Origin of the sequence: Burkholderia anthina (genome assembly GCF_902498995.1) — a bacterium.
In the GTDB taxonomy this organism is placed as follows: domain Bacteria; phylum Pseudomonadota; class Gammaproteobacteria; order Burkholderiales; family Burkholderiaceae; genus Burkholderia; species Burkholderia anthina.
In genome coordinates this window covers 358667-384459 of sequence record NZ_CABVLY010000001.1, presented here as the reverse complement: position 1 = coordinate 384459, position 25793 = coordinate 358667, and the positions used below count along the sequence as shown (strand labels likewise).

General features: G+C 68.5%; 19 protein-coding genes. 10 read left to right on the top strand and 9 right to left on the bottom strand.

Annotation, left to right across the window (positions count from 1 at the left end):
* Positions 1-16: 16 nt before the first annotated feature.
* Together BME24068_RS01785 and BME24068_RS01780 are read left to right on the top strand one after the other, a co-directional pair.
* Positions 17-775 carry an SDR family oxidoreductase gene (locus BME24068_RS01785; RefSeq protein ID WP_096502171.1) on the top strand — a complete coding sequence of 253 codons (759 nt, stop codon included), beginning with the start codon at positions 17-19 and terminating at the stop codon, positions 773-775.
* A gap of 134 nt (positions 776-909) precedes the next feature.
* Positions 910-2214: an MFS transporter gene (locus BME24068_RS01780; protein ID WP_096502173.1), complete on the top strand. Its 1305-nt coding sequence runs from the start codon at positions 910-912 to the stop codon at positions 2212-2214.
* A 104-nt stretch (positions 2215-2318) separates the two neighbouring features.
* Here BME24068_RS01780 and BME24068_RS01775 read toward each other — a convergent pair whose 3' ends face one another.
* The 3 genes from BME24068_RS01775 to hemC are packed head-to-tail and all read right to left on the bottom strand — an operon-like array spanning position 2319 to position 6480.
* Positions 2319-3506, bottom strand: coding sequence for a heme biosynthesis protein HemY (locus tag BME24068_RS01775; protein ID WP_174924980.1), 1188 nt, complete (start codon positions 3504-3506; stop codon positions 2319-2321).
* Positions 3507-3508: 2 nt separating this feature from the next.
* A complete protein-coding gene (gene hemDX / locus BME24068_RS01770) occupies positions 3509-5479 on the bottom strand; it encodes a fused uroporphyrinogen-III synthase HemD/membrane protein HemX (protein WP_174924979.1) in 1971 nt (656 codons plus the stop codon).
* Complete coding sequence (gene hemC / locus BME24068_RS01765; protein ID WP_174924978.1) at positions 5479-6480, bottom strand: hydroxymethylbilane synthase; 1002 nt, start codon at positions 6478-6480, stop codon at positions 5479-5481. The genes hemDX and hemC overlap by 1 nt, the downstream gene beginning before the upstream one ends.
* Before the next feature lie 217 nt (positions 6481-6697).
* Between hemC and ppc the strand changes: the two genes are divergently transcribed.
* A complete protein-coding gene (gene ppc / locus BME24068_RS01760) occupies positions 6698-9703 on the top strand; it encodes a phosphoenolpyruvate carboxylase (protein WP_174924977.1) in 3006 nt (1001 codons plus the stop codon).
* Between the two features lie 128 nt (positions 9704-9831).
* Here the strand turns inward: ppc and BME24068_RS01755 are convergent, their stop codons facing one another.
* A complete protein-coding gene (locus BME24068_RS01755; RefSeq protein ID WP_096502183.1) occupies positions 9832-10584 on the bottom strand; it encodes a class I SAM-dependent methyltransferase in 753 nt (250 codons plus the stop codon).
* Positions 10585-10760: 176 nt separating this feature from the next.
* Between BME24068_RS01755 and BME24068_RS01750 the strand changes: the two genes are divergently transcribed.
* The 3 genes from BME24068_RS01750 to BME24068_RS01740 all read left to right on the top strand — a co-directional run bounded on the left by BME24068_RS01750 (position 10761) and on the right by BME24068_RS01740 (position 13864).
* Positions 10761-11570 carry a helix-turn-helix transcriptional regulator gene (locus BME24068_RS01750; protein WP_174924976.1) on the top strand — a complete coding sequence of 270 codons (810 nt, stop codon included), beginning with the start codon at positions 10761-10763 and terminating at the stop codon, positions 11568-11570.
* A 106-nt stretch (positions 11571-11676) separates the two neighbouring features.
* Positions 11677-13086 carry an argininosuccinate lyase gene (argH, locus tag BME24068_RS01745; protein WP_174924975.1) on the top strand — a complete coding sequence of 470 codons (1410 nt, stop codon included), beginning with the start codon at positions 11677-11679 and terminating at the stop codon, positions 13084-13086.
* A 94-nt stretch (positions 13087-13180) separates the two neighbouring features.
* A complete protein-coding gene (locus BME24068_RS01740) occupies positions 13181-13864 on the top strand; it encodes an HAD family hydrolase (RefSeq protein ID WP_096502191.1) in 684 nt (227 codons plus the stop codon).
* An 89-nt stretch (positions 13865-13953) separates the two neighbouring features.
* On the opposite strand, the gene BME24068_RS01735 is transcribed toward BME24068_RS01740, so the two are convergent.
* From BME24068_RS01735 to apbC, 5 genes are all read right to left on the bottom strand, one after another.
* Positions 13954-14742 carry a lysozyme inhibitor LprI family protein gene (locus BME24068_RS01735; RefSeq protein WP_174924974.1) on the bottom strand — a complete coding sequence of 263 codons (789 nt, stop codon included), beginning with the start codon at positions 14740-14742 and terminating at the stop codon, positions 13954-13956.
* Positions 14742-17021 carry an arginine/lysine/ornithine decarboxylase gene (locus BME24068_RS01730; protein ID WP_174924973.1) on the bottom strand — a complete coding sequence of 760 codons (2280 nt, stop codon included), beginning with the start codon at positions 17019-17021 and terminating at the stop codon, positions 14742-14744. The genes BME24068_RS01735 and BME24068_RS01730 overlap by 1 nt, the downstream gene beginning before the upstream one ends.
* Positions 17022-17102: 81 nt before the next feature.
* Positions 17103-17672 carry a dCTP deaminase gene (gene dcd, locus BME24068_RS01725; RefSeq protein WP_006398615.1) on the bottom strand — a complete coding sequence of 190 codons (570 nt, stop codon included), beginning with the start codon at positions 17670-17672 and terminating at the stop codon, positions 17103-17105.
* A gap of 267 nt (positions 17673-17939) precedes the next feature.
* On the bottom strand, positions 17940-18476 hold the full coding sequence (sodC, locus tag BME24068_RS01720; protein WP_096502197.1) for a superoxide dismutase [Cu-Zn]: 537 nt from the start codon (positions 18474-18476) through the stop codon (positions 17940-17942).
* A 133-nt stretch (positions 18477-18609) separates the two neighbouring features.
* Positions 18610-19701, bottom strand: coding sequence for an iron-sulfur cluster carrier protein ApbC (gene apbC, locus BME24068_RS01715; protein ID WP_174924972.1), 1092 nt, complete (start codon positions 19699-19701; stop codon positions 18610-18612).
* A 352-nt stretch (positions 19702-20053) separates the two neighbouring features.
* On the opposite strand from apbC, the gene BME24068_RS01710 reads away from it, so the two are divergent.
* The 4 genes from BME24068_RS01710 to BME24068_RS01695 all read left to right on the top strand — a co-directional run bounded on the left by BME24068_RS01710 (position 20054) and on the right by BME24068_RS01695 (position 25786).
* Positions 20054-20701, top strand: a complete 648-nt coding sequence (locus tag BME24068_RS01710; protein WP_096502201.1) for a YiaD family glycine zipper/OmpA-like lipoprotein — start codon at positions 20054-20056, stop codon at positions 20699-20701.
* A 380-nt stretch (positions 20702-21081) separates the two neighbouring features.
* Positions 21082-23244 (top strand): methionine--tRNA ligase, encoded by a 2163-nt coding sequence (gene metG / locus BME24068_RS01705; RefSeq protein WP_174924971.1) that lies wholly within the window; start codon positions 21082-21084, stop codon positions 23242-23244.
* A gap of 210 nt (positions 23245-23454) precedes the next feature.
* The gene (locus BME24068_RS01700; protein ID WP_239007753.1) at positions 23455-24663 is read left to right on the top strand and encodes a hypothetical protein; all 1209 of its coding nucleotides are present in this window, start codon (positions 23455-23457) and stop codon (positions 24661-24663) included.
* Positions 24647-25786, top strand: a complete 1140-nt coding sequence (locus BME24068_RS01695; RefSeq protein WP_174924970.1) for a DNA methyltransferase — start codon at positions 24647-24649, stop codon at positions 25784-25786. Before BME24068_RS01700 ends, BME24068_RS01695 begins: the two co-directional genes overlap by 17 nt.
* Positions 25787-25793: the final 7 nt, after the last annotated feature.

Here is a 25793-nt window from a genome sequence, read left to right as displayed (position 1 = left end):
ACCCAGGAGACACACCATGCGGTTGAGCAGCAAGACGGCCATCGTCACGGGCGGCGGCTCGGGTTTCGGCGAAGGCATCGCGAAGACGTATGCGCGCGAAGGCGCGAACGTCGTCGTCAACGACCTGAACGGCGCGGCGGCCGAGCGCGTCGCGAGCGAGATCGCGCTGGCGGGCGGCAAGGCGATCGCGGTCGCGGGCGACGTGTCGCGGGACGAAGACTGGCGCGCGTTGCTGCAGGCCGCGCTCGACGATTTCCATTCGGTGCAGATCGTCGTGAACAACGCCGGCACCACGCACCGCAACAAGCCGGTGCTCGACGTGACGGAAGCGGAGTTCGACCGCGTGTACGCCGTCAACATGAAAAGCCTGTTCTGGAGCGTGCAGACCTTCGTTCCGTACTTTCGCACGCAGGGCGGCGGCGTGTTCGTGAACGTCGCGTCGACGGCCGGCGTGCGGCCGCGCCCGGGCCTCGTCTGGTACAACAGCACGAAGGGCGCGATGATCACCGCGAGCAAGTCGCTCGCGGCCGAGCTCGGCGCCGACCGGATCCGCGTGAACTGCATCAATCCCGTGCTCGGCGAAACGGGCCTGATGACCGAGTTCATGGGCTGCGAGGACACGCCCGAGAATCGCCGCCGGTTCCTGGCGACGATTCCGCTCGGCCGCTTCTCGACGCCGCAGGACATCGCGAACGCGGCCCTTTACCTCGCATCCGACGAAGCCGAGTTCATCACCGGCGTCTGTCTCGAAGTCGACGGCGGGCGCTGCATCTAGCCGCACGGCCGTGATTGCGCCGCGCCGGCAGTGCCGGCCGGCGCCGCATCTCCGCACGAGCATTGCCTCGCACGACCCCGGATCGGGCGCCGCCGCGCCGGTTCCGGCCACCACAAGAAAGGACAGGAGACAACATGGCAACATCGACGCAGTCGCTGCCGGGCTCGTCCGGCGCATTCGAGGAAGCAACCTACCGCAAGGTGTCGTGGCGGCTCACCCCGCTCCTGCTGCTGTGCTACGTGGTCGCGTATCTCGACCGCGTGAACGTCGGCTTCGCGAAGCTGCAGATGGCGAGCGACCTGAATCTCAGCGACACCGTCTACGGGCTCGGCGCCGGGATCTTCTTCTTCGGCTACTTTCTGTTCGAAGTCCCGAGCAACATCATCCTGCACAAGGTCGGCGCGCGCGTGTGGATCGCGCGCATCATGGCGACGTGGGGCGTGATCTCGATCCTGACGATGTTCGTCACGACGCCCGCGATGTTCTACGTGATGCGCTTCCTGCTCGGCGTCGCCGAGGCCGGCTTCTTCCCCGGCGTGATCCTGTACCTCACCTACTGGTATCCCGCGCACCGCCGCGGCCGGATGACGACGTTCTTCATGACGGCCGTCGCGTTGTCGGGCGTGATCGGCGGGCCGATCTCCGGCTTCATCCTGAAGGCGTTCAACGGCGTGAGCGGCTGGCACGGCTGGCAATGGCTGTTCCTGCTCGAAGGGATTCCGTCGGTGCTGGCCGGCGTGCTCATCTTCTTCGCGCTCGACGACCGGATCTCGAAGGCGAAATGGCTCACCGACGACGAAAAGGCGCTGCTCGCGCGCAACGTCGAAGCGGAGGAAGCGACCAAGGAAGACCTGCCGCTCGGCACGGTGATGTCGAGCCCGCGCGTGTGGCTGATGGCGCTCATCTACTTCTCGTTCGTGATGGGCCTCTACGGCGTCGGCTTCTGGCTGCCGACGATCATCAAGGCGACCGGCGTCGTCGACACGTTCATGATCGGCCTGCTGTCGGCGATTCCGTATGCGGTGGCGGTAGTCGCGATGATCCTGATCGCGCGCAGTGCGGACAAGCGCCGCGAACGACGCTGGCACCTGGCGATTCCGGCTGCGTTCGGCGCGCTCGGGCTCGTGCTGTCGGTGATCTGGGCGCACCAGACGGCACTCGCGATGCTCGGCCTCACGCTCGCGACGATGGGCATCCTGACCACGCTGCCGCTGTTCTGGAGCCTGCCGACCGCATTCCTCGGCGGCGCGGCCGCCGCCGCCGGCATCGCGATGATCAACTCGATCGGCAACCTCGCGGGCTTCCTGAGCCCGTACATGATGGGCTGGCTCAAGCAGGCGACCGGCGCGAACGACGCGGGCATGTACATGCTCGCCGGGTTCCTCGTGCTCGGCGGGCTGCTCGCGCTGTCGGTGCCGAAACGGCTGGTCGACAAGTGATACTGGGCAAGCCCGGCGCGTAACGCGTTCGGGCCGGCTCGCAACGGACGAAAAAAAGCCCCGGACGCCGATCGGCGTTCGGGGCTTTTTTACGCAGCGGTGCGTCAGACCACGGTGATCGCGAGCGCGCTTTCGCGGTAGTGCGTGGCGGCCTTGTCGGTTTCGCCGAGATGCTCGAACAGGCGCGCGAGCGCACGGTGCGCCCGCACCTTCAGCGCCTCGTTGTCGGCCTGCTTCAGCGACGCCTCGAGGAACGACTGCGCCTTGCCCCACAGCTGCTGCTGCTGGCAGAGACGGCCCAGCGCGAACAGCAGGTCGGCATCGTCCGGGTGATCCTTCTTCCACCCTTCGGCCTTCTGGATCAGCGGCAGCGCATCGCCGCCGGCGGTGTCCGGATAGCGGCGCAGCAGACGCGCATCCCAGTTGTGCGCGAGCGCGTCCTCGACGATGCGGCGCGCTTCGGTGCGGCGCTCGAGTGGTACCAGCAGGTCGGCCGCGAGATCGGCGAGACGCGGCGACTGGCGCTCGAGCGGCGACAGCGACTGCCACACTTCGAGCAGCGCATCCGGATCGTGCCGGCGTTCGCGCAGCAGGTTTTCCGCGGCCTGCTGGCGCAGCCGCACAGCCGCGGCCGGATGCAGCGCCTCGCGCTTCTCCAGCGCCTTCGCGAGCTTGAGCACCTCGGCCCAGTTCTTCAACTGCTGTTGCGCGCGCAGCGCGACCTGTTGCGCATGAATGCGCTTGCCGCCCGCCTGCATGTCGGCCAGCGCGGCGAGCGCGCCGTCCGCATCGCGTGCGTCGGCGCGCATGTCGGCCGACGCGAGCAGCCGTGCGTCCTGCCACTCCGGTGCATCGACCTTCGACAGCCAGTCGTCGCGACGCGTGTACTCGTGCATCCGGTGCGCGGCCGTCGCGGCGACGAGGCTCGCGGCGCCCTGGTTCGCATCGACCGAGAGCGCATCGCGCGCGGCCTTCTCGGCACGCGAGAAGCGGCCCGCGTACAGATTCGCGATCGCATCGCGCAGCGACGCCTGGGCCTTCTCGTTACGCGAACGCGCGCGATACGCGGCGACCCGCTGCGGCATGCGCCAGATGTTGCGCACGATGCGCAGCAGCGCATACACGGCGATGAACAGCACGACGATGGCGATCACGAACAGGTTCAGCGACACGTCGACCCGGTACGGCGGATAGACGAACAGCACCTGCCCCGCATCGAAATGGCCGACGGTGGCGAGTGCCACGGCGATCGCGAACAGGATCGCGAGCCAGACGATTCCTCGAAGCGTCATCGTTACCCCCGGCTCTTGAACTGCTGAACGGCGTTCAGGCTCGTGTTCAGGTTCGGCACCGCGACCGTCAGCGATGCGCCGTCGACCTGCTTGAGCAGATCCTCGACCGATTGCGTGTCCTTCGATGCCTGGTCGAAATACTTGCCGAGCGACGCCTGCGCGGCGTGCAGGTCGGCCTTCATCGCGCTGTCGTTGCGTGCGAGCAGCGACAGTCGCGCGGTGAGCAGGCGCAGCTTCACGTTCTCGCGCACGAAGTAGCCTTGGTCGGGCGACGCGAGCATCGCATCGGCGTTGTCGATCCGGCGCACCTGCACGAGGCCCTTCAATTGCTGGCCGAGGCCGGCGGAGAAGTCATGCCACCACACCTTCCAGCGCGGCGTGTCGGCGGCGACCGAAGACGCGGCGTCGGCCGGCGCGGCCTGCGGCGCCGCGTGCGGGACGATCGCCTCGCCCGACAGCGGCAGCGTGTCGATCTTCGCGATCGCGTCGTCGAGCTTGATCGCGAGGCCCGTGAGGTCGGCCGACGGCGCGGCCTTCAGCTTCTCGATGTCCAGCGCGAGCGCCTTGCGCACCGTGACGGCCTGCGCGCTCTGCGACGTCGCAAGGCGTGCATCGGCATTCTGCAGCGCGATCAACGCGAGCTGCGTGTTGCCCGTCAGCTGCAGCTGTTGGCTCGCGCTCGACAGCATCTGGTCGACTTCCTCGAGCATCCATGCATCGCGGTTGCGCGACAGGTCCTGGTACTGCTGCTGCAGCGCCTGCTGCGCGCTCTGCGCATCGGCGAGCTTGCCGTCGAGCTGTGCGAGCTGCGTGTCGACCTGATGCGTGCTCGCAAGCGCCTGCTCGGTCTTCATGCGGGTCTCGGCCGTCTGCGCATCGAGCGTCTTCTGGCGCGCGACGAACGCATCGCCGAGCCGGTCGACCTTGCGGTTCAGCGCGTAGCCGCCGACACCGGCCGCGCAGCCGAGCACGACGATGACGAACCACAGCGCCGCGCTGCCGCCGCGGCGCGCGTGCGGCTCCGACGCGAGATAAGGAGGACTGGGCGGCGGTGCGGATGCAGCGGCCGGCTGGGAAGCGACGCTTTTGGAATCGTTGGTATCTGTCATGCGTTTAGTCACCGGTGCGGCTGTCGCCGGTTGGACGGCCTCGTCGGCCATCGTTCGAAACGCGCGGACGATGCGCTCATCGCCCGCGCCGGTCAGCGTAATCCTATCAAAACCCAGTGCGCGCGCGGTCTGCTCGATGCGCGGGTGCGGCGTCACGAGCGGCGCATGCTTCAGCGCATCGATCTCCGCGTCGTTCAGGTGCGTGCGGGCAAGTTCGTGCAGGTTGCGCACGCCTTCCGAGCTCGTGACGAGCCACGCATGCGGCGCGCCGGCGAGCAGCGCATGCACGCGCTCCCACACGGCCACGCGCGGCTCCGGCACGACGCGCCGGTAGGCCGCGACGAGCGTGACGTCCGCACCGGCTTCGCGCAGGCGCTCGGCAAGCCATTCGCGCCCGCCGTCGCCGCGCACGATCAGCACGCGTTTGCCGGCGAGCGCCTGCGCGCCGCCGAACGCGGCCTCGATGCGCGCGAACAGGCTTTCGGAATCGTAATGCGGGACGCCGCCGTCGGCCGGCGCCTGCGGTGCGATCACGCGATGCGCGGGCGCCGCGATGCCGTGGCGCTCGAGCGCGGCGACGCTGCCGGGCCCGACGACGCCGACCGGCAGCGCATTCGGCCAGATCGCGCCGTACTGCCCGAGCGCGCGCTCGATCGCGTTCGGCGATACGAAGATCACGAGCGCGTAGTCGGCGAGCGCGGCGAGTGCCGCATCGAGCGGCGCCGGATCGTCGACCGGCGCGATGTCGATCAGCGGAAATTCGAGCACGTCGCAGCCGGCTTCGGCCAGTTGCGACGCGAGTGTGGCCGACTGGCCGTCCGGGCGGGTCAGGACGGCGGTGAACGCGCGCGCGCCGCCCGCCATCAGGCGTCGCCCTTGCCGGCCTGCGACGCGGCGAGCAGTGCGTTGACGATGTCGAGCGCGCCCTGCGCCTCGAGCTCGTCGGACACCGCGCGGCCGAGCGCGAGCGCATCGGCGACCGTCACGACGGCCCCGCACGCGTCGGCCGTCAGCACGCGCTGGCCGTCGGTCGTCGACACGCGGCCCGTCAGGTACAGCTCGCCCGCGCGCCACACCGCATGCGCGGCGAGCGGCACTTCGCAGCTGCCGCCGAGCGCACGCGACACCATCCGCTCGGCCTCGACCGCGAGCGCGGTCTGGCGGTCGTGCAGCGGCGCCAGCCACGCCGCGACGTCGGCGCGGTGCGCGGCGATCTCGATGCCGAGCGCACCCTGGCCGGCGGCCGGCGGGCTGTCCTCGACGTCGATCAGCGCGCGGATCCGCGCGTCGAGGCCGAGGCGCTTCAGGCCCGCGGCCGCGAGAATGATCGCCGCGTAATCGCCGCGATCGAGTTTGGACAGGCGCGTGTCGAGGTTGCCGCGCAGCGGCAGCACGTCGAGGTGCGGATAGCGCGCGCGCAGCATCGCCTCGCGACGCAGGCTCGACGTGCCGACGACCGCGCCGGCCGGCAGCGCGTCGAGCGACGCGTAGTCGTTCGACACGAACGCGTCGCGCGGGTCCTCGCGCACCATGATCGCCGTCAGCGCGAAACCGTCGGGCAGCGCCATCGGCACGTCCTTCAGCGAATGCACGGCCAGATCGGCACGACCGTCGGCGAGCGCATTCTCCAGCTCCTTCACGAACAGGCCCTTGCCGCCGACCTTCGACAGCGTACGATCGAGAATCTGATCGCCACGGGTCGTCATCCCGAGGATTTTCACGTCACAAGCTGGATATAATTTGCGCAGCGCATCACGCACATGTTCGGCTTGCCACATCGCCAGGCGGCTCTCACGCGAAGCAATCGTCAGCGTCGCGGGCGGCGGCGTCTGTCGCGGCCCTGCCGCAGGAATCTCGGAATTCATTGCTGGAACATCGAAGGACGGGATGGAAGATCGAACAATGGTAGCACGCACGCCCCAGCCCGCCCGGGCCCGGAGCCTGCGCCCGCCGCGCTTCGGCGCGGGCGGCGACACCGATGCGCGAATGTGCCGCACGTAGCTGGTTGCTTGACCGCAGTTCCCGTAGTTTCCGCAGTCCCCGCAGTCCCTTTTGACTCGAGCTTTCCCAAGGAAACCCATCGTGAAGTCTTCCGGATCGGCGCGTACAGCGCGCCGCAATGCTGCCCTGCCCTCCTCCGACGCCCAGACGGGCACCGTCGCCACTGCCGCGAACGGCCGTGCGAAAACGGCAACGAAACCGAAAGACCCGATACGTCAGACAAAAAGCGCCATCAAGACCAGCGGTCCGGCGGCCCGCACGGCCCGCGCATCGAAGCCCGGCGCCCGCACGCGCGAGGACAAGGACGGCCCGCTGTTCGAAGACATCCGCTTTCTCGGCCGCCTGCTCGGCGACGTGGTGCGCGAGCAGGAAGGCGACACGGTGTTCGACGTCGTCGAAGCCATTCGCCAGACGGCGGTGAAGTTTCGCCGCGAGGACGACAGCGAGGCCGCGCAGACGCTCGAGAAGAAGCTGCGCAAGCTGACGCCGGAGCAGACGGTGAGCGTCGTGCGCGCGTTCAGCTATTTCTCGCACCTCGCGAACATCGCGGAAGACCGCCATCACAACCGCCGCCGCCGCATTCACGCGCTGGCCGGCTCCGCGTCGCAGCCCGGCACCGTCGCGTACGCGCTCGAACAGCTGAAGACCACCGGCAACGCATCCAAGCGCCTGCTGCAGCGCTTCTTCGACGATGCGCTGATCGTCCCGGTGCTGACCGCGCACCCGACCGAAGTGCAGCGCAAGAGCATCCTCGATGCGCAGCACGACATCGCACGCCTGCTCGCCGAGCGCGACCAGCCGCTCACCGCGCGCGAACGCGCGTACAACGAATCGATGCTGCGCGCGCGCGTCACCGCGCTGTGGCAGACCCGCATGCTGCGCGATGCGCGCCTGACGGTCGGCGACGAGATCGAGAACGCGCTGTCGTACTACCGCGCGACGTTCCTCGACGAACTGCCGGCGCTGTACGGCGACATCGAGGCCGCGCTCGCCGAGCACGGCCTGCAAGCGCGCGTGCCCGCGTTCTTCCAGATGGGCAGCTGGATCGGCGGCGACCGCGACGGCAACCCGAACGTGACGGCCCCGACGCTCGACGAAGCGATCACCCGCCAGGCCGCGGTGATCCTCGAACACTATCTGGAACAGGTGCACAAGCTCGGCGCCGAGTTGTCGGTATCGAACCTGCTGGTCGGCGCGAACGACGCGGTGAAGGCGCTCGCGGCCGCCTCGCCCGACCAGTCGCCGCATCGCGTCGACGAACCGTACCGCCGCGCGCTGATCGGCATCTACACGCGACTCGCCGCGAGCGCGCGCGTGCGTCTCGGCGAAGGCACGGTGCCGGTGCGCAGCGCGGGCCGCGGTGCGCCGCCGGTGCGCGCCGTGCCGTACGCGGATTCCGAAGCGTTCGTCGCCGACCTGAAGGTGCTGACCGCATCGCTCGACGAGCATCACGGCACGCCGCTCGCCGCACCGCGGCTCGCGCCGCTCATGCGCGCGGCCGAAGTGTTCGGCTTCCACCTCGCGAGCATCGACCTGCGCCAGAGCTCCGACATCCACGAGTCCGTGGTCGCCGAGCTGTTTGCGCGCGCGGGCGTCGAAGCCGACTACGCGGCGCTCGCCGAGGAAGACAAGCTGCGCGTGCTGCTCGCCGCGCTCGCCGATCCGCGTCCGCTGCGCTCGCCGTACCTCGAATACTCGGCGCTCGCGCAGAGCGAGCTCGGCGTGTTCGAGAAGGCGCGCGACGTGCGCGCGCAGTTCGGCCCGCGCGCGGTACGCAACTACATCATTTCGCACACGGAAACCGTCAGCGACCTCGTCGAGGTGCTGCTGCTGCAGAAGGAGACGGGCCTGCTCGACGGCACGCTCGGCGGCAACGCGAAGAGCGGCCTGATGGTGATCCCGCTGTTCGAGACGATCCCCGACCTGCGCGACGCCGCGCGCATCATGCGCGAGTACTTCGCACTGCCGGGCGTCGACGCGCTGATCGCGCACCAGGGCGCCGAACAGGAAGTGATGCTCGGCTACTCGGACTCCAACAAGGACGGCGGCTTCCTCACGTCGAACTGGGAGCTGTATCGCGCGGAACTCGCGCTCGTCGACCTGTTCCGCGAACGCAAGATCACGCTGCGCCTGTTCCACGGCCGCGGCGGCACGGTCGGCCGCGGGGGCGGCCCGACCTACCAGGCGATCCTGTCGCAGCCGCCGGGCACCGTGAACGGCCAGATCCGCCTGACCGAACAGGGCGAGGTGATCGCGAGCAAGTTCGCGAACCCCGAGATCGGCCGGCGCAACCTCGAAACGGTCGTGGCCGCCACGCTGGAGGCATCGCTGCTGCCGCGGTCGAACGCGCCCGCGCAACTGCCCGCGTTCGAAGCCGCGATGCAGACGCTGTCCGACGCCGCGATGGCGTCGTATCGCGCGCTCGTCTATGAAACGCCGGGCTTCACCGACTACTTCTTCTCGTCGACGCCGATCACCGAGATCGCCGAGCTGAACATCGGCAGCCGTCCGGCGTCGCGCAAGCTGCAGGATCCGAAGCACCGCAAGATCGAGGATCTGCGCGCGATTCCGTGGGGCTTCTCGTGGGGTCAGTGCCGGCTGCTGCTGACGGGCTGGTACGGCTTCGGCAGCGCGGTGAGCGCGTATCTCGACGGCGCGCAGGACGCGGCCGAACGCGCGAAGCGCGTCACGCTGCTCAAGAAGATGAACAAGACCTGGCCGTTCTTCGCGAACCTGCTGTCGAACATGGACATGGTGCTCGCGAAGACCGATCTCGCGGTCGCGTCGCGCTACGCGCAGCTCGTTGCCGATCGCAAGCTGCGCAAGCACGTGTTCGAGCGGATCGTCGCGGAATGGGAGCGCACGTCGCAGGCGCTCGCGGAAATCACGGGGCACGAAGGCCGCCTCGCGACCAACCCGCTGCTCGCGCGTTCGATCAAGAACCGCTTCCCGTATCTCGATCCGCTGAACCACCTGCAGGTGGAGCTGATCAAGCGTCACCGCGCGGGCGACACGAACGCGCGGCTGCGTCGCGGGATTCACCTGACCATCAACGGGATCGCGGCCGGCCTGCGCAATACGGGCTGATCCGCGTGCGGCGCGGGTTCGCCCCGCGCCGGCCGGCGGTGCAAATCGAAAGCCTCGATACGCGGCCCGCGCGTATCGAGGCTTTTTTCATCGGGCAGCGCGACGGTGCGAGCCGCCGCGCCGCGCACTCATTGCGCGTCGATCAGCAACGCGTCGTGCTCGAACGATCCGTCCGCCTGCACCGCGTAGTAGCCGCGCACCTCGTCGGGCGCGTGCGCCCACAGCGCGCGAATGCCCGCGACGCTGTCGGCCGGCGTGCGGATGCGCTCGACCCACGTATCGAAATCGATCGGCAGGCGCCAGCGGCTCTCCACGTGTGCATCGAACCCGGCGCCACGGAACATCGCGAGCCACTCGTCGGCACGGTAATCGCGCACGTGGGACGCGTCGCGCAACACTTCCGCGGCCTGCAGATACGTGTCGAGCAGCGGATGGTCGTTGCCCGCGATGTCGATCATCAGCACGCGGCCGCCCGGCTTGAGCACGCGGCGCACCTCGGCGAGCGCCGCGCGCACGTCGTGCCAGTGGTGCGCGCTCATCCGGCTCACCGCCCAGTCGAAGGTCCCCGCGTCGAACGGCAGCCGCTCGGCCGGGCCCTGCTGCGTGCGGACGTTCGCGAGCCCGCGTTCGCGCGCGGCGCCGTCGACGGTCGCGAGCATCGGCGCGGCGAGATCGTAAGCGACCACGTCGCGCACGTGCGGCGCGACCGCGAAGCTCGCGTGGCCCGCGCCGCAGCCGAGATCGAGCACCGCGGCATCGGGCGTCGCGCGCACGGCGTCGGCCAGCGCCTGCAGATCCGCGCCCGTCGCGTGGACCGTGCTCGTCAGATAGGCGGCGGCCGTCGTGCCGAATGCGTCGGCGACCTGATCGTGGTGTTTCATCGTTCGCTCCTTCTTGTGGTGGGGCGCCCGCTGCTTGCCAGCGCGCGAATCGCTACAATAGGGCCGCGCTTGTACCAGTACAAGTTAAGCAGTTATTCTGGTATTCGTTACACCTGCCTGATGCTTGCCGCGCCCAGCGCCTTTTTTTCCCTTTTCGTCGTTTCAGCCGTTTTCGCATGAACCCGTCGTCCTCCGCTCCCAACCCGCCACTCGACGCGACGCCCGCCCGCGCGCTCGGCGAATTCATCCGCGCGCACCGCGAACGGCTGTCGCCGCAGGCCGTCGGCCTGCCGCCCGGCCCGCGCCGCCGCACGCCGGGCCTGCGGCGCGAGGAAGTCGCGCAGCTCTGCGGCGTCAGCCCGACCTGGTACACGTGGATCGAGCAGGGCCGCCCGGTGTCGGCGTCGGCCGACGCGCTCGCCCGGATCGCCGTCGCATTGCAGTTGTCGAAGGCCGAGCGCGCGTACCTGTTCGAGCTGGCCGCGCAGCGCGACCCGGCCGAGCCCGACGTCGCGGCCGGCGACCTGCCGCCGACGCTCGCGGCGACCGTCGCCGCGATCGCCACGCCCGCCTACGTGCTCGACCGCCAATGGAACGCGCTCGCGTGGAACGCGCCGGCCGCGGCGCTGTTTACCGGCTGGCTCGACGGCGAGCACGACCGCAACCTGCTGCGCTTCACGTTCATGTCGCCGGCCGCGCGCACGCTGATCGTCGACTGGGAAACCCGTGCGCGGCGCCTCGCGGCCGAATTCCGCGCCGACTCGATCCGCCATCTGGCCGACGCGCCGACCCGCGCGCTGATCGACGCGCTGATGGCCGGCAGCGACGCGTTCGCGCAGTACTGGGCGTCGCAGGACGTGTTCGAGCGCGAAGGCGGCCTGCGCGAGTTCGACCACCCGGCCGACGGCCGCCTCGTGTACCAGCAGATCACGCTGAAGCCCGCGCATCGGGAAGACCTGAAGCTCGTGGTCCTCGTGCGCGACTGAGCGAGCGGCCCGCGCCGGCAAAGGCCGGCGGGCCGCCCCGCGAATGTTAGAATCGCGGGATTCCCTCGGCGGCGCACGCCGCCCAACTCCCCTTCGAAGAATCGCCATGACGTCCCAACTGCACAAAAAGGGCGAGGCCTGGTCGGCCCGCTTCTCGGAACCGATGTCGGAGCTGGTCAAGCGCTACACGTCGTCGGTGTTTTTCGACAAGCGCCTCGCGCTCGTCGACATCACCGGCTCGCTCGCGCACGCGAGCATGCTCGCGGCGCAGAAGATCATCAGCGCCGACGACCTCGCCGCGATCGAACGCGGGATGGCACAGATCAAGGGCGAGATCGAGCGCGGCGAATTCGAATGGCAGCTCGACCTGGAAGACGTCCACCTGAACATCGAGGCGCGCCTGACCGCGCTGATCGGCGACGCCGGCAAGCGCCTGCACACGGGCCGCTCGCGCAACGACCAGGTCGCGACCGACATCCGTCTGTGGCTGCGCGGCGAGATCGACCGCATCGGCGGCCTGCTGACCGACCTGCGCGGCGCACTGATCGACCTCGCCGAGACGAACGCGGACACGATCATGCCGGGCTTCACGCACCTGCAGGTCGCGCAGCCCGTCACGTTCGGCCATCACCTGCTCGCCTACGTGGAAATGTTCACGCGCGACGCGGAACGCATGCGCGACTGCCGCACCCGCGTGAACCGCCTGCCGCTCGGCGCGGCCGCGCTGGCGGGCACCAGCTACCCGATCGACCGTCACGCGGTCGCGAAGACGCTCGGCTTCGACGGCATCTGCGCGAACTCGCTCGACGCGGTGTCGGATCGCGATTTCGCGATCGAATTCACGGCGGCATCCGCGCTCGTGATGACGCACGTATCGCGCTTCTCCGAGGAACTCGTGCTGTGGATGAGCCCCCGCGTCGGCTTCATCGACATCGCCGACCGCTTCTGCACCGGCAGCTCGATCATGCCGCAGAAGAAGAACCCGGACGTGCCCGAGCTCGCGCGCGGCAAGACCGGCCGCGTGAACGGCCACCTGATGGCGCTCCTCACGCTGATGAAGGGCCAGCCGCTCGCGTACAACAAGGACAACCAGGAAGACAAGGAACCGCTGTTCGACACGGTCGACACCGTCGCCGACACGCTGCGGATCTTCGCGGAAATGGTCGCGGGCATCACCGTGAAGCCGGACGCGATGCGCGCGGCCGCGCTGCAGGGCTTCTCGACCGCCACCGACCTCGCCGACTACCTCGTGAAGCGCGGCCTGCCGTTCCGTGACGCGCACGAAGCCGTCGCGCACGCGGTGAAGATCTGCGACGACCGCGGGATCGATCTCGCCGACCTGACGCTCGACGAGATGAAGCAGGAGCTGCCGAACGTCGCGCACCTGATCGGCGACGACGTGTTCGGCTATCTGACGCTCGAAGGGTCGGTCGCGAGCCGCAATCACCCGGGCGGCACCGCGCCCGACCAGGTGCGTGCGGCGGTCAAGGCCGCCCGCGCCGCGCTCGGCAAGTAAGCCTGCTGTCACGAACGGACGCCTTCGGCGTCCGTTTTTCATCCGGGCGGCCGTCGCGCCGCCCGTCGCCTTCCCCGCTTCCCGGATACCGCCGATGATTTTCTCCGCCGCGCTCTTCGACATGGACGGCCTGCTCGTCGATTCCGAGCGGACCATCATGAACACGTGGATCGACGTGTCGAACGCCCACGGCGTCGTGCTGACCGAGATCGACTACCTGCAGATCGTCGGCCGCTCGTTCGCCGAAGGCCAGGTGATCCTCGCGCGGCTGATCGGCAACCCCGACACGTTCGACGCCGTGCGCACCCGCGTACGCGAGCAGCTCGCCGCGCCCGAACCTCATCCGAAGTTTCCGCTGAAGTCCGGCGCACTCGCGCTGCTCGAGACGCTCGCGCAGGCCGGCATTCCGTGCGCGGTCGCATCGTCGTCCGCACGCGACGTGATTCGCGCGCGCCTCGATGCGGTCGGCGTGCTGCCGTTCTTCCGCGCGATCGCGGGCGGCGACGAAGTCTCGCGCGGCAAGCCCGACCCGGCCGTCTACCGGCTCGCGGCCGAACGCCTCGGCGTGCCGGCGCACGCATGCGTCGCCTTCGAGGACAGCGACTTCGGCGCGCAGTCGGCGGCCGGCGCCGGCGCATCGGTCGTCACCGTGCCGGACCTGAAGGCGCCCACGCCCGAGATCGTCGCGCTGAGCCTGCACGTGCTCGCCTCGCTCGACGACGCGGTCACGCTCGTGCCGTCGTGGTTCGGCCGCCTCGATACGCAGCAGCCCGCGTAAGCACGTCACGCAGCGCCCCGAATGCAAAACGGGCACCCGAGGGTGCCCGTTTTGCGTTGTCGCGCACGATCGCCGTCGCGGCCCGCGCGTTACTTGTTGCCGGCCGTCTCCGACAGCCGTTTCATCGTCGCGATGCGCGCGCCGATCAGGTCGACCCGCCCGTCCTCGCCGACGAGCGGCGCCGTCGCATCGCGGAACGCCACCCACGCGCGCTGCGCACGCACGAGCGTCGTGGCCGAATGCGCGGGCATCTTGCGGCGCAGCTTCTGGTAATAGCGGTTCAGGTCGAATACCGCGTGCTCGCACGCGGCATCCTGCACGCACGGCCGCACGCGCTGGATCGCCGGGTCGCGCGCGCCATTCGCCGGCTTGCCGCCGGCGGCAGCGCCTTGCGCCGCGCTCGTCGCCGCGGCAGGCGGCGCATAACGGTCGGCCGCCGCGCGCAGCGCGAGCGCGCGATCGCGCACCGGCTGCAGCTGCATGTCGGCGCTCGACATCGTGTACGCGGTCCCGCGCGTCGTGTCGTACACCGCTTTCAGCAGATGCAGTTCATCCTTGCGCCACGTGACCCAGCGGCGCTGACTGTCCTGCCAGCCGCGCTTCGCATCGGCCGGCGCATCCTTCGACAGGCGCTGGTACGCGCCATCCATCACCGCCTGCCACTGCTGCTGCGCTTCGCCCATGCACTGGATCTGGCCGGCCGTCGACGACCGGTCGCGCCGCGCGAGACACTGCCGCATCGCGACGTCGATCGGGTCGGCAGCGGCAACTTCCGCGTGCGCCGCATTCAACCCGGCCGGCCCCGCCAGCCACGTCGCCCAGACGACGAGCGCGGCCAGCGCCGCGCGCATCGCCCGGATTCGTCCATGCGTCGCCATCAGTCGCGCACGCAGTCAACGAAGTACTCGACGCGACCGTTCAGGTCTTCCGCGACGAGGCCGTGGATGTCGGTGTGGAAGCCCGGGAAGCGCTCGTTGAAGTCGCGCGCGAACCGCAGGTAGTTCACGATCGTCTTGTTGAAGCGCTCGCCCGGGATCAGCAGCGGAATGCCCGGCGGGTACGGCGTGAGCAGGATGCTCGTCACGCGGCCTTCGAGCTCGTCGAGCGGCACGCGGTCGATCTTGCGGTGCGCGAGCTTCGCGAACGCGTCCGACGGCTTCATCGCCGGCTCCATGTCCGACAGGTACATCTCCGTCGTCAGGCGCGCGATGTCGTTCGCGCGGTACACGTCGTGGATCTGCGTGCACAGGTCGCGCAGGCCGACGCGCTCGTAGCGCGGATGCTGCGCGACGAATTCCGGCAGCACGCGCCACAGCGGCTGGTTGTTGTCGTAGTCGTCCTTGAACTGCTGCAGCTCGGTCACCATCGAGTTCCAGCGGCCCTTCGTGATGCCGATCGTGAACATGATGAAGAACGAGTACAGGCCGGTCTTCTCGACGATGATCCCGTGCTCGGCCAGGTACTTCGTGACGATCGCGGCCGGGATGCCCGTCTCGCCGAACTCGCCGTCGACGTCGAGCCCCGGCGTGATGATCGTCGCCTTGATCGGGTCGAGCATGTTGAAGCCTTCCGCGAGCGGGCCGAAGCCGTGCCAGTGGTCGTTCGGCTTCAGCATCCAGTCTTCGCGCGAGCCGATGCCCTCTTCGGACAGGTCGTCCGGGCCCCACACGCTGAAGAACCAGTCGTCGCCGTATTCGGCGTCGACCTTGCGCATCGCGCGGCGGAAGTCGATCGCCTCGGCGATCGATTCCTCGACGAGCGCGGTGCCGCCCGGCGGCTCCATCATCGCCGCCGCGACGTCGCACGACGCGATGATCGCGTACTGCGGGCTCGTCGACGTGTGCATCAGGTACGCCTCGTTGAAGCGGTGCTTGTCGAACGTGCGGTTCTCGGAATCCTGCACGACGATCTGCGACGCCTGCGAAATGCCCGCGAGCAGCTTGTGCGTCGAGTGCGTCGCGAACACGAGCGCGCCCGTGCGCGGACGGCCGTCGCCGATCGCGTGCATGTCGCGGTAGAAATCGTGGAACGTCGCGTGCGGCAGCCACGCTTCGTCGAAGTGCAGCGTGTCGAGCAGGTCGCCGAGCAGATCCTTGATCATCTCGACGTTGTAGACGACACCGTCGTACGTGCTCTGCGTGATCGTCAGGATGCGCGGCTTCATCTCCGGATTCTGGCGCATCGCCTCGCGCGCGAACGGGTTCGCGTCGATCTTCTTGCGGATGTTCTCCGGCTTGAATTCGTCGCGCGGGATCGGCCCGATGATGCCGAAGTGGTTGCGCGTCGGCGTGAGGAACACCGGAATCGCGCCCGTCATCGTGATCGCGTGCAGGATCGACTTGTGGCAGTTGCGGTCGACCAGCACGATGTCGCCGGGTGCGACCGTCGCGTGCCAGACGATCTTGTTCGACGTCGACGTGCCGTTGGTCACGAAGAACAGGTGGTCCGCGCTGAAGATGCGCGCCGCGTTGCGCTCGGACGCCGCGACCGGGCCCGTGTGATCGAGCAGCTGGCCGAGTTCGTCGACGGCGTTGCACACGTCCGCGCGCAGCATGTTCTCGCCGAAGAACTGGTGGAACATCTGGCCGAGCGGGTTCTTCAGGAACGCAACGCCGCCCGAGTGGCCCGGGCAGTGCCACGAGTACGAGCCTTCGTCCGCGTATTTCACCAGTTCCTTGAAGAACGGCGGCGCGAGCGAGTCCAGATAGACCTTCGCCTCGCGGATGATGTGGCGCGCGACGAATTCCGGCGTGTCCTCGAACATGTGGATGAAGCCGTGCAGTTCGCGCAGGATGTCGTTCGGCAGATGGCGCGACGTGCGCGTCTCGCCGTACAGGAAGATCGGAATGTCCGCGTTGCGGCGGCGCACTTCGGTCACGAACGCACGCAGCTCGATGATCGCGGTCGCCAGTTCCGGCAGTTCGCCGTCCGGGCCCGTCTCGCCGAGCATGAGTTCGTCGTCGTCGATCGACAGGATGAAGCACGACGCGCGGCTCGACTGCTGCGCGAACGACGTCAGATCGCCGTAGCTCGTGAGGCCGAGGACTTCGACGCCCTCCTTCTCGATCGCTTCGGCCAACGCCCGGATGCCGGAGCCCGAGATGTTCTCGGAGCGGAAATCTTCGTCGATGATGACGACGGGGAAACGAAACTTCATGGGCGATTCTCCAAAAAGAACGACCGCGGCGCGTCACGCGCAGCGGTCACCCGGAAACTGGTGAGACGTTATGCAACCAGATCAGGTTTTCGGCAGCGTGACACCGCGCTGACCCTGATACTTGCCGCCGCGATCGGCGTACGACACGTCGCACACTTCGTCGCTTTCGAAGAACAGCACCTGCGCGACACCTTCGTTCGCGTAGATCTTCGCCGGCAGCGGCGTGGTATTCGAGAATTCCAGCGTGACGTAGCCTTCCCACTCGGGCTCGAACGGCGTCACGTTGACGATGATCCCGCAGCGCGCGTACGTCGACTTGCCGAGGCAGACGGTCAGCACGGTGCGCGGGATGCGGAAATATTCGACGGTGCGGGCCAGCGCGAACGAATTCGGCGGGATGATGCACACGTCGCCCTTGAAATCGACAAACGAACCCTCGTCGAAGTTCTTCGGATCGACGATCGTCGAGTTGATGTTCGTGAAGATCTTGAATTCGTCCGCGCAGCGGATGTCGTAGCCGTAGCTCGACGTGCCGTAGCTGACGATCCTGCGACCGTCCTCGGACGCGCGAACCTGATCGGGCACGAACGGCTCGATCATCTTGTGCTCTTCGGCCATGCGCCGAATCCACTTGTCGGACTTGATACTCATGCCGACCTCCGCCGGGCCGTCCCAAGGGCGTAGCAGGGCATTCGCAGAGCATCGCTCTGCGCCTGCGCAGCCGGCCGGCTTTGCAAAGCCGGCCGTGGGCGGCTGGCCGTCCCCTCGGGGGACAGCGAACGAAGTGAGCGTTGGGGTCGTTTCATATCGGGGCGCCTGGAAACGCTGCGTGACAGTCGGTAAGGGCCACTGGCGCGAAGCAGCGACCCGGAAAGGCGCACATTTTACGCGATCATCGGCTCGCGCACGCAGCGGCCGTCAACGGATCACGCCGCACGCGAGCGCGGGCCCCGCGCCGTGCTGCGGAAACGCGGGATCGCTGGAATCGCGGTGGACCAGCACCGCGCGGTTCAGCGCGGAGCGCACGCCGTCGAGGGCCAGATCGGGAGCGACGATGAAACCGGCCGCGACGCCATTCGCGTCCGCATGGATGTTGCCGAGATCGCCGGCGACGCGCGCGCCCGCACGCAGCCGGTCGGCGGCCGGCGCGAACACCTGGCCGGCGCTCGAACCGTCGCCCGCGTTGCAGTCGCCGCGCTCGTGCACCTGCAGCGCGTGATCGCTGTTCGGCGGCAGGCCGGCCAGGTTGTAGGTGACCTGGACGCCGTCCGGGCGCTCGACGAACGTCACCGCGCCGCGCGTCTGCGAGCCGACGGTCGGCTGCAACTGCGCGTCGGCGCGCTTTTCGTGCGACGAGGAAAAAGAGGTACAGCCGGCCAGCAGGCCCAGCGCGGCGGCGGCCAGCAGCGCGCGCCGCGCGCGGCCGGCGCGCACGCCGTGATGTCGTTGGTTCATTCGATCCTCATGCCGGCTGGCGGCCGTTCGACACGGCGGCCATGCCGGGCGGGTAAAGGGACCCGGGAAAAGTCGCCATGATACCGCGCCTCGCGGCGCCGTAAACAGCGTGAGGCCCCGCCCCGCAAGGGTTTTACGTATTTTGAACAACGATCGACGGGAACTTCGACGTCATGTCGCGCGAACGCTCGGCAATTGCCAGCGCCACGCCGCGCGCGATGTCGCGGTAGCGGCGCGCCAGCGCGCCGTCCGGTTCGGCCGCGACCGTCGGCGTCCCGCTGTCCGCGCGCGCGCGGATCGCGATGTCGAGCGGCAGGCTGCCGAGCACGTTCACGTCGTAATCTTTCGCCATCCGCTCGGCCCCGCCGGCGCCGAAGATATGCTCTTCGTGGCCGCAGTTCGAGCAGACGTGGATGCTCATGTTCTCGACGATACCGAGAATCGGAATCCCGACCTTCTCGAACATCTTCAGGCCCTTCTTCGCGTCGAGCAACGCGATGTCCTGCGGCGTCGTCACGATCACGGCGCCCGTCACCGGCACGCGCTGCGCGAGCGTGAGCTGGATGTCGCCCGTGCCCGGCGGCATGTCGACGATCAGGTAGTCGAGCTCGCGCCAGTTGGTCTGGCGCAGCAGTTGCTCGAGCGCGGACGTCGCCATCGGGCCGCGCCACACCATCGGGTTGTCTTCCTCGATCAGAAAACCGATCGAGTTCGCCTGCAGGCCGTGGCCGACCAGCGGGTTCATCGACTGATTGTCGGGCGACTCCGGGCGCTGGCCGTGAATGCCGAGCATCGTCGGCAGCGACGGGCCGTAGATATCGGCGTCGAGAATGCCGACCGACGCGCCTTCCGCGGCGAGCGCGAGCGCCAGGTTCACGGCCGTCGTGCTCTTGCCGACGCCGCCCTTGCCCGATGCGACCGCGACGATGTTCTTCACGTTGGGCAGCAGCTTCACGCCGCGCTGTACCGTGTGCGCGACGATCTCCTGCGACACGGCGACGCGTGCGTCGCGCACGCCCGCCACGCCCTTCAGCGCATCAGCGATGCGCGCGCGCACGTCGTCGTGCTGGCTGCGCGCCGGATAGCCGAGCACCACGTCGACCGCCACGACGTCGCCGTCGATCGCGACGTTGCGCACGCCCTTGTTCGCCGCGTACGGACGGCCGGTATTGGGGTCGACGACAGCCGCCAGTGCGGCGTCGACTTGTGCCCGGTCAATGCTCATCGAAACTCCGTGAAAACGTTTTTTTCGCGCACGAACGTCAAGAAATATCAAATAACGCTGCGAAAAGCGGGAAAAGTGAAAGAATCTGTTGCACGCCATTGCGCGAACGCGCGCAGCGGAGCAATCTTCGCGTGCGGCACGCTATGGGGCCAAATCGGCCGCCAACCGCCTATATTGTAGAGGCTGACGCGTCACCCTGTCCGAACAGCCACGCTGGCGAACAGGGCATGCGGCCGCCTCCGCGGCTGCCGCGAGCGCGGGCCCGCCCTCCTTTTTCGGGCGGCCCGCGTAGGGAGCCGTAACTGTTGTTTGTCGTCGTTGTCGACTCGTTCAACCAAGAGAGGAATCCAAGATGAACATGAAAATCGCGACTCGCCTGTCCGTCTTCGCACTCGCCGGCGCACTGCTGGCAGGCTGCGCCACGCAGCAAGGCACCAACACGGCCGTCGGCACCGGCTCGGGTGCGGCGCTGGGCGCGGGCATCGGCGCACTGGCCGGCGGCGGCAAGGGCGCGGCGATCGGCGCGGGCGTCGGCGCACTGGTGGGTGGCGTGACGGGTTACAACTGGCAAGCGATCAAGAACAAGCTCGCGCCGTCGGCAGCACAGACGGGCACGCAAGTGACCGAGCAGCCGGACGGCTCGCTGAAGCTGAACGTGCCGAGCTCGGTGACGTTCGCGACGAACCAGTACGCGATCACGCCAGCCTTCACGCCGCTCCTGAACGACCTGGCGACGACGCTGAACCAGAACCCGCAAGTGACGGCCTCGATCGTCGGCTACACGGACAGCACGGGTTCGGCGCAGCTGAACCAGACGCTGTCGCAGAACCGTGCGCAGAGCGTCGTGAACGCGCTCGTGCAGCGCGGCGTCGCCGGCGGCCGCCTGTCGGCCCAGGGCATGGGCGCGTCGAACCCGATCGCGGACAACGCGACCGAAGCCGGCCGCGCGCAAAACCGCCGCGTCGAGATCTACCTGCGCGCACCGCAGCAGCACCAGTAAGCAGCGTAGCGAGAGGAAACGGGGGCGCGCGCCGGGCGCTCGGCCCCGTCACACAAGGCTCGCCGCGGGACCGTCAACAAATCGAAAAAAATTTCGAACTTCTGTCGTAACCCGCGGTCTGTCTTTACGGTACGCGGCTGGCGCTGCCAGCGCGTCACCATTCTCCTCTTGTCGTTGTTGCTCCGGGGCCGTATCCGCCCCGGTTTTTTTTGCCCGGAAAATGCGTGCTGCGACGCAACATAACGCCGCCACGCCCGTCCGCCCGACGCTCCCGCCTCCTTGCGCCGCCCTGCCTGCGGCACCGCCCCCGACTGACCTGCGCGCGCCCCTGCTAGAATCGCAGTTTCCTCCGTCGTTTCCGCTGTTCTTCTACAGACCCTATGTCCGCATCCGACCTCACTTCCGTGCAGGCTGCGGCGCCGCAAGGCAGCCGCCAGATCCTCGTTACGTCCGCACTGCCCTATGCCAACGGGCAGATCCACATCGGCCACCTGGTCGAGTACATCCAGACCGACATCTGGGTGCGGACGCTGCGAATGCATGGCCACGAGGTCTACTACATCGGCGCCGACGACACGCACGGCACGCCGGTCATGCTGCGTGCGGAGAAGGAAGGCCTCACGCCGAAGCAGCTGATCGATCGCGTATGGGCCGAGCACAAGCGCGACTTCGACAGCTTCGGTGTGTCGTTCGACAACTTCTACTCGACCGATTCGGACGAGAACCGCGTGCTGAGCGAGAAGATCTATCTCGCGCTGAAGGAAAACGACCTGATCGCCGAGCGCGAGATCGAGCAGGCGTACGACCCCGTCAAGGAAATGTTCCTGCCGGACCGCTTCATCAAGGGCGAGTGCCCGAAGTGCCACGCGAAGGACCAGTACGGCGACAACTGCGAAGTGTGCGGCTCGACCTACCTGCCGACCGAACTGCTGAACCCGTACTCGGTCGTGTCCGGCGCGACGCCGGTGCGCAAGAAGTCGACGCACTACTTCTTCCGCCTGTCCGACCCGCGCTGCGAGTCGTTCCTGCGCGAATGGGTCAGCGGCCTCGCGCAGCCCGAAGCCACCAACAAGATGCGCGAATGGCTCGGCGATGCCGGCGAAGCCAAGCTCGCCGACTGGGACATCTCGCGCGACGCGCCGTACTTCGGCTTCGAGATCCCGGGCGCGCCCGGCAAGTACTTCTACGTGTGGCTCGACGCGCCGGTCGGCTACTACGCGAGCTTCAAGAACCTGTGCGACCGCAAGGGCATCGACTTCGACGCATGGATCCGCTCGGGCTCGACCGCCGAGCAGTACCACTTCATCGGCAAGGACATCCTGTATTTCCACACGCTGTTCTGGCCGGCGATGCTCGAATTCTCGGGCCATCGCACGCCGACCAACGTGTTCGCGCACGGCTTCCTGACGGTCGACGGCGCGAAGATGTCGAAGTCGCGCGGCACGTTCATCACAGCGCAGAGCTACATCGACACGGGCCTGAACCCCGAATGGCTGCGCTACTACTTCGCTGCGAAGCTGAATGCGACGATGGAAGACCTCGACCTGAACCTCGAAGACTTCCAGGCCCGCGTGAACAGCGACCTCGTCGGCAAGTACGTGAACATCGCGAGCCGCGCGGCGGGCTTCCTGATCAAGCGTTTCGACGGCCGCGTGCAGGACAGCGCGATGAATCATCCGCTCGTCGCGAAGCTGCGCGACGCGATTGGGCACATCGCCGCGAACTACGAAGCGCGTGAATACGGCCGCGCGCTGCGCCACACGATGGAGCTCGCGGACGAAGTGAACGCGTACGTCGACGGCGCGAAGCCGTGGGAACTCGCAAAGGATCCGGCCAACGCGGTCGCGCTGCACGAAACCTGCAGCGTGAGCCTCGAGGCGTTCCGCCTGCTGTCGCTCGCGCTGAAGCCGGTGATGCCGCGTGTCGCCGAATCCGTCGAAGCGTTCTTCGGAATCGCGCCGCTCACGTGGGCCGATGCCGCGAAGCCGCTGTCGTCGGCACAGCCGATCAAGGCGTACCAGCACCTGATGACGCGCGTCGACCCGAAGCAGATCGATGCGCTGCTCGCCGCGAACCGCGATTCGCTGCAGGCCGACGCCGCCGGCGCCGCTGCCGCGGGCGCCAACGCCGCCAAGGAGTCGAAGGGCGCGAAGAACGCCAAGGCAAGCGCGCAGCCGGCCGCCGCGAACGGCGCCGACGACGGCCCGATCTCGATCAACGATTTCGCGAAGGTCGACCTGCGCATCGCGAAAATTGTCGCGTGCCAGGCCGTCGAAGGGTCGGACAAGCTGCTGCAGCTCACGCTCGACATCGGCGAGGAAAAGACCCGCAACGTGTTCTCGGGCATCAAGTCCGCGTACCAGCCCGAGCAGCTCGTCGGCAAGCTGACGGTGATGGTCGCGAACCTCGCGCCGCGCAAGATGAAGTTCGGGCTCTCCGAAGGGATGGTGCTCGCCGCGTCGGCAGCCGACGAGAAGGCGGAACCGGGCCTGTACATCCTCGAGCCGCACAGCGGCGCGAAGCCCGGCATGCGCGTGAAGTAAGCGACACGCAACACCGCTTGCGCAAAAAAGCCCCGCACGTTTCGTGCGGGGCTTTTTTCATGCCGCGGCGCGAAGATGCCCTGCCCCGCGTGGCGCGCGGCCGCGTTCCGTTACCATAGCGGCTGCATCGGACCCGCCGGATTCCGAAGACCGCATCGATCGAGCGGTCGACCCAGGCCGTGGCGGCGGGCTCCTCGTCACAACAACGATATGACAAACGCACCCGACGCCCCGTCCACCGAACGGACGCGCGCTTTGCCGCGCACGCGCGATGCGCGCGCGCCGATGACGATTCCGCTCGTGCCGATTGCCGACGCGAACGCCGTCGCGCCGCTCGTCGCGCGCAGCCGCGCGTTCGACACGCTCGCGCAGCGCTTCGCGTGGCTCGCCTTGCGCGAACCGCCCGCCGCCGACGCCGGCCGATGGCATGTCCACACCATTGCCGGCCGCACGCTGCGCTTCGCGCAGCCGCTCACGTTCACGCCGTATGCGGCCGCACAGCCCTGCTCCGCGCGCTGCCGGTTCTGCTCGGAAACGCTCGTCGACGACACCGCGGCGGGGCCGATGGCGGCAAGCCTGCGGCCGCCGGCCGACTATTTCGACACGCTTCGCCGCGCGCTGCGGGCGCTGCGCGGCGTGCCGCTGTCGTATTCGCTGTCGGGGCTCGAGAACACGGACGATCCGCACTGGCTGCTGTCGCTCGTCGCGACGCTGCGCGCAGCCGGCCACGACGGTCCGGACGCGAACGGCAGCGTGCTGTACACGAACGGCGCCGGCCTCGTCGAGCATCGCGACGCACTGCTGCCCGCGCTCGCGGGCTTCGGGCTGTCGTGGCTCGAATGGTCCCGTCATCACGACCGCGACGACGTGAACCAGTCGATCATGCGCTTTCGGCCCGGCCAGCGCATCATGCACCAGCCCGCGTTCGAGGCGGCCTTCGCCGCCGCGCGCGCGCACTTCCCGGTCAAGCTCGTCTGCATCGTGCAGCGCGGCGGCATCGAGACGCCGGCGGACGTGCTGCGCTATGTCGCCCACGCCCGCGCGCTCGGCGCCCGCTCGGTGATCTTCCGCGAATTCTCGGCGCTGCCCGATACCTACCGGCACAACGCGACGCGGCGCCATATCGATCGTGCGCGCGTTCCGATCGACGCATTGCTGCTCGCGTGCGCGGCCGACCGCGCGTTTTCCGCGCAATACGAGCCGATCGAGCTGACGGGCGGCTACTACTTCTGGAACGCGCGCTGGGCGCATCGGGACGGCCTCGACGTCGTGTTCGAAACCTCCGACTACGGCGCGATGCGCGAACACGAATTGCGCGACGCGGTGTACAAGCTCGTGTTTCACCCGAACGGCAACCTGTGCGCGGGCTGGCAGCCGACGCGCGACATTCTCTGGAGCAGCGATGCCCCCCGTGACTAGCTGGTTGCGCCTGACCGGCGAGGCCGCCGACACCACCCTGCCCGCCGATCTGCGGGCCCGCGATTCGTTCGACGCGCGCGATTGCGGCTGGGTCGAGCAGATGGTGCCGTTCATCGGCAGCCACGCGACGCCGGGCGGCTGGATCGTCGATCCGTTCGGCGGCTTCGGCACGACGCTCGTCGCCGCAGCACGCTGCGGCGTGCCGGCGCTCGGCGTCGAAATCGATCCGCAGCGCGTCGCATTCGCACGCGAACGGCTCGCGCGCGCCGGCGCCGCATCTCCCCGCTATCCGGTGCTGGCCGGCGACCTGTCGGGCGACGCGACGCAGGCTGCCGCGCGCGACGCGGGCGGCCCGTTCACGCTATGCCTGACGAGCGTGCCGTACTTCGGCTGCAGCGGGCTGCCCGGCCGCCCGAGCGACGGACAACTGTACGGCGTCGACTATTACGCGCCGTATCTCGAACGGATGCGCAACGTGTTCGCCGGCGTGCACGCGCTGCTCGAACCGGGCGGCTGGTGCATCGCGATGGCGCAGAACCTGCGCATCGGCGGCCGCTTCGTGCCGCTCGCGTGGGATGTCGCGCGGCTACTCGGCGAGCGCTTCGTGCTGCACGAGGAACGCGTGCTGATCTACGAACGGGCGGACGGCCCCGCACCGCACGGCGCCGGGGCCACCGATCGCACGCATGAATACGCGCTCGTGTGCCGCAAGGCGCCGCTCGCGAGCGACGCCGACGCGGCCCGCGCGCTGGTTGCCGCGCTGACGCGCGACGGCTTCGCATTCACGGTGATCGGCGGCTTCGCGCGGCGTCTGGCCGGTAACGCGGACGCTATCGGCACCGATGCGCCGCTGAACGACGTCGACCTCGTCGTCGCGCCCGACGATGCGGGCGTGTCGCGGCTGCTGCAATGGCTCGAGGCCGACGGCTTCGCGATCGAATCGTGGAATGCGCGCATCGCGCCGCCGGTGGCGGCTGCCGCGCTGCGCTACCGTCATTACTTCCGCGCGCGGCGCATCGACGCGCACGGCCGGCTGTTGCAGGTCGATGTGACGGTGGCCGAAACGCAGGAAGGGTTCGAGTCTTGTCTGCGCGCCGATCCGACACCGGGCGAGGCAGCCTGAGCCGGAA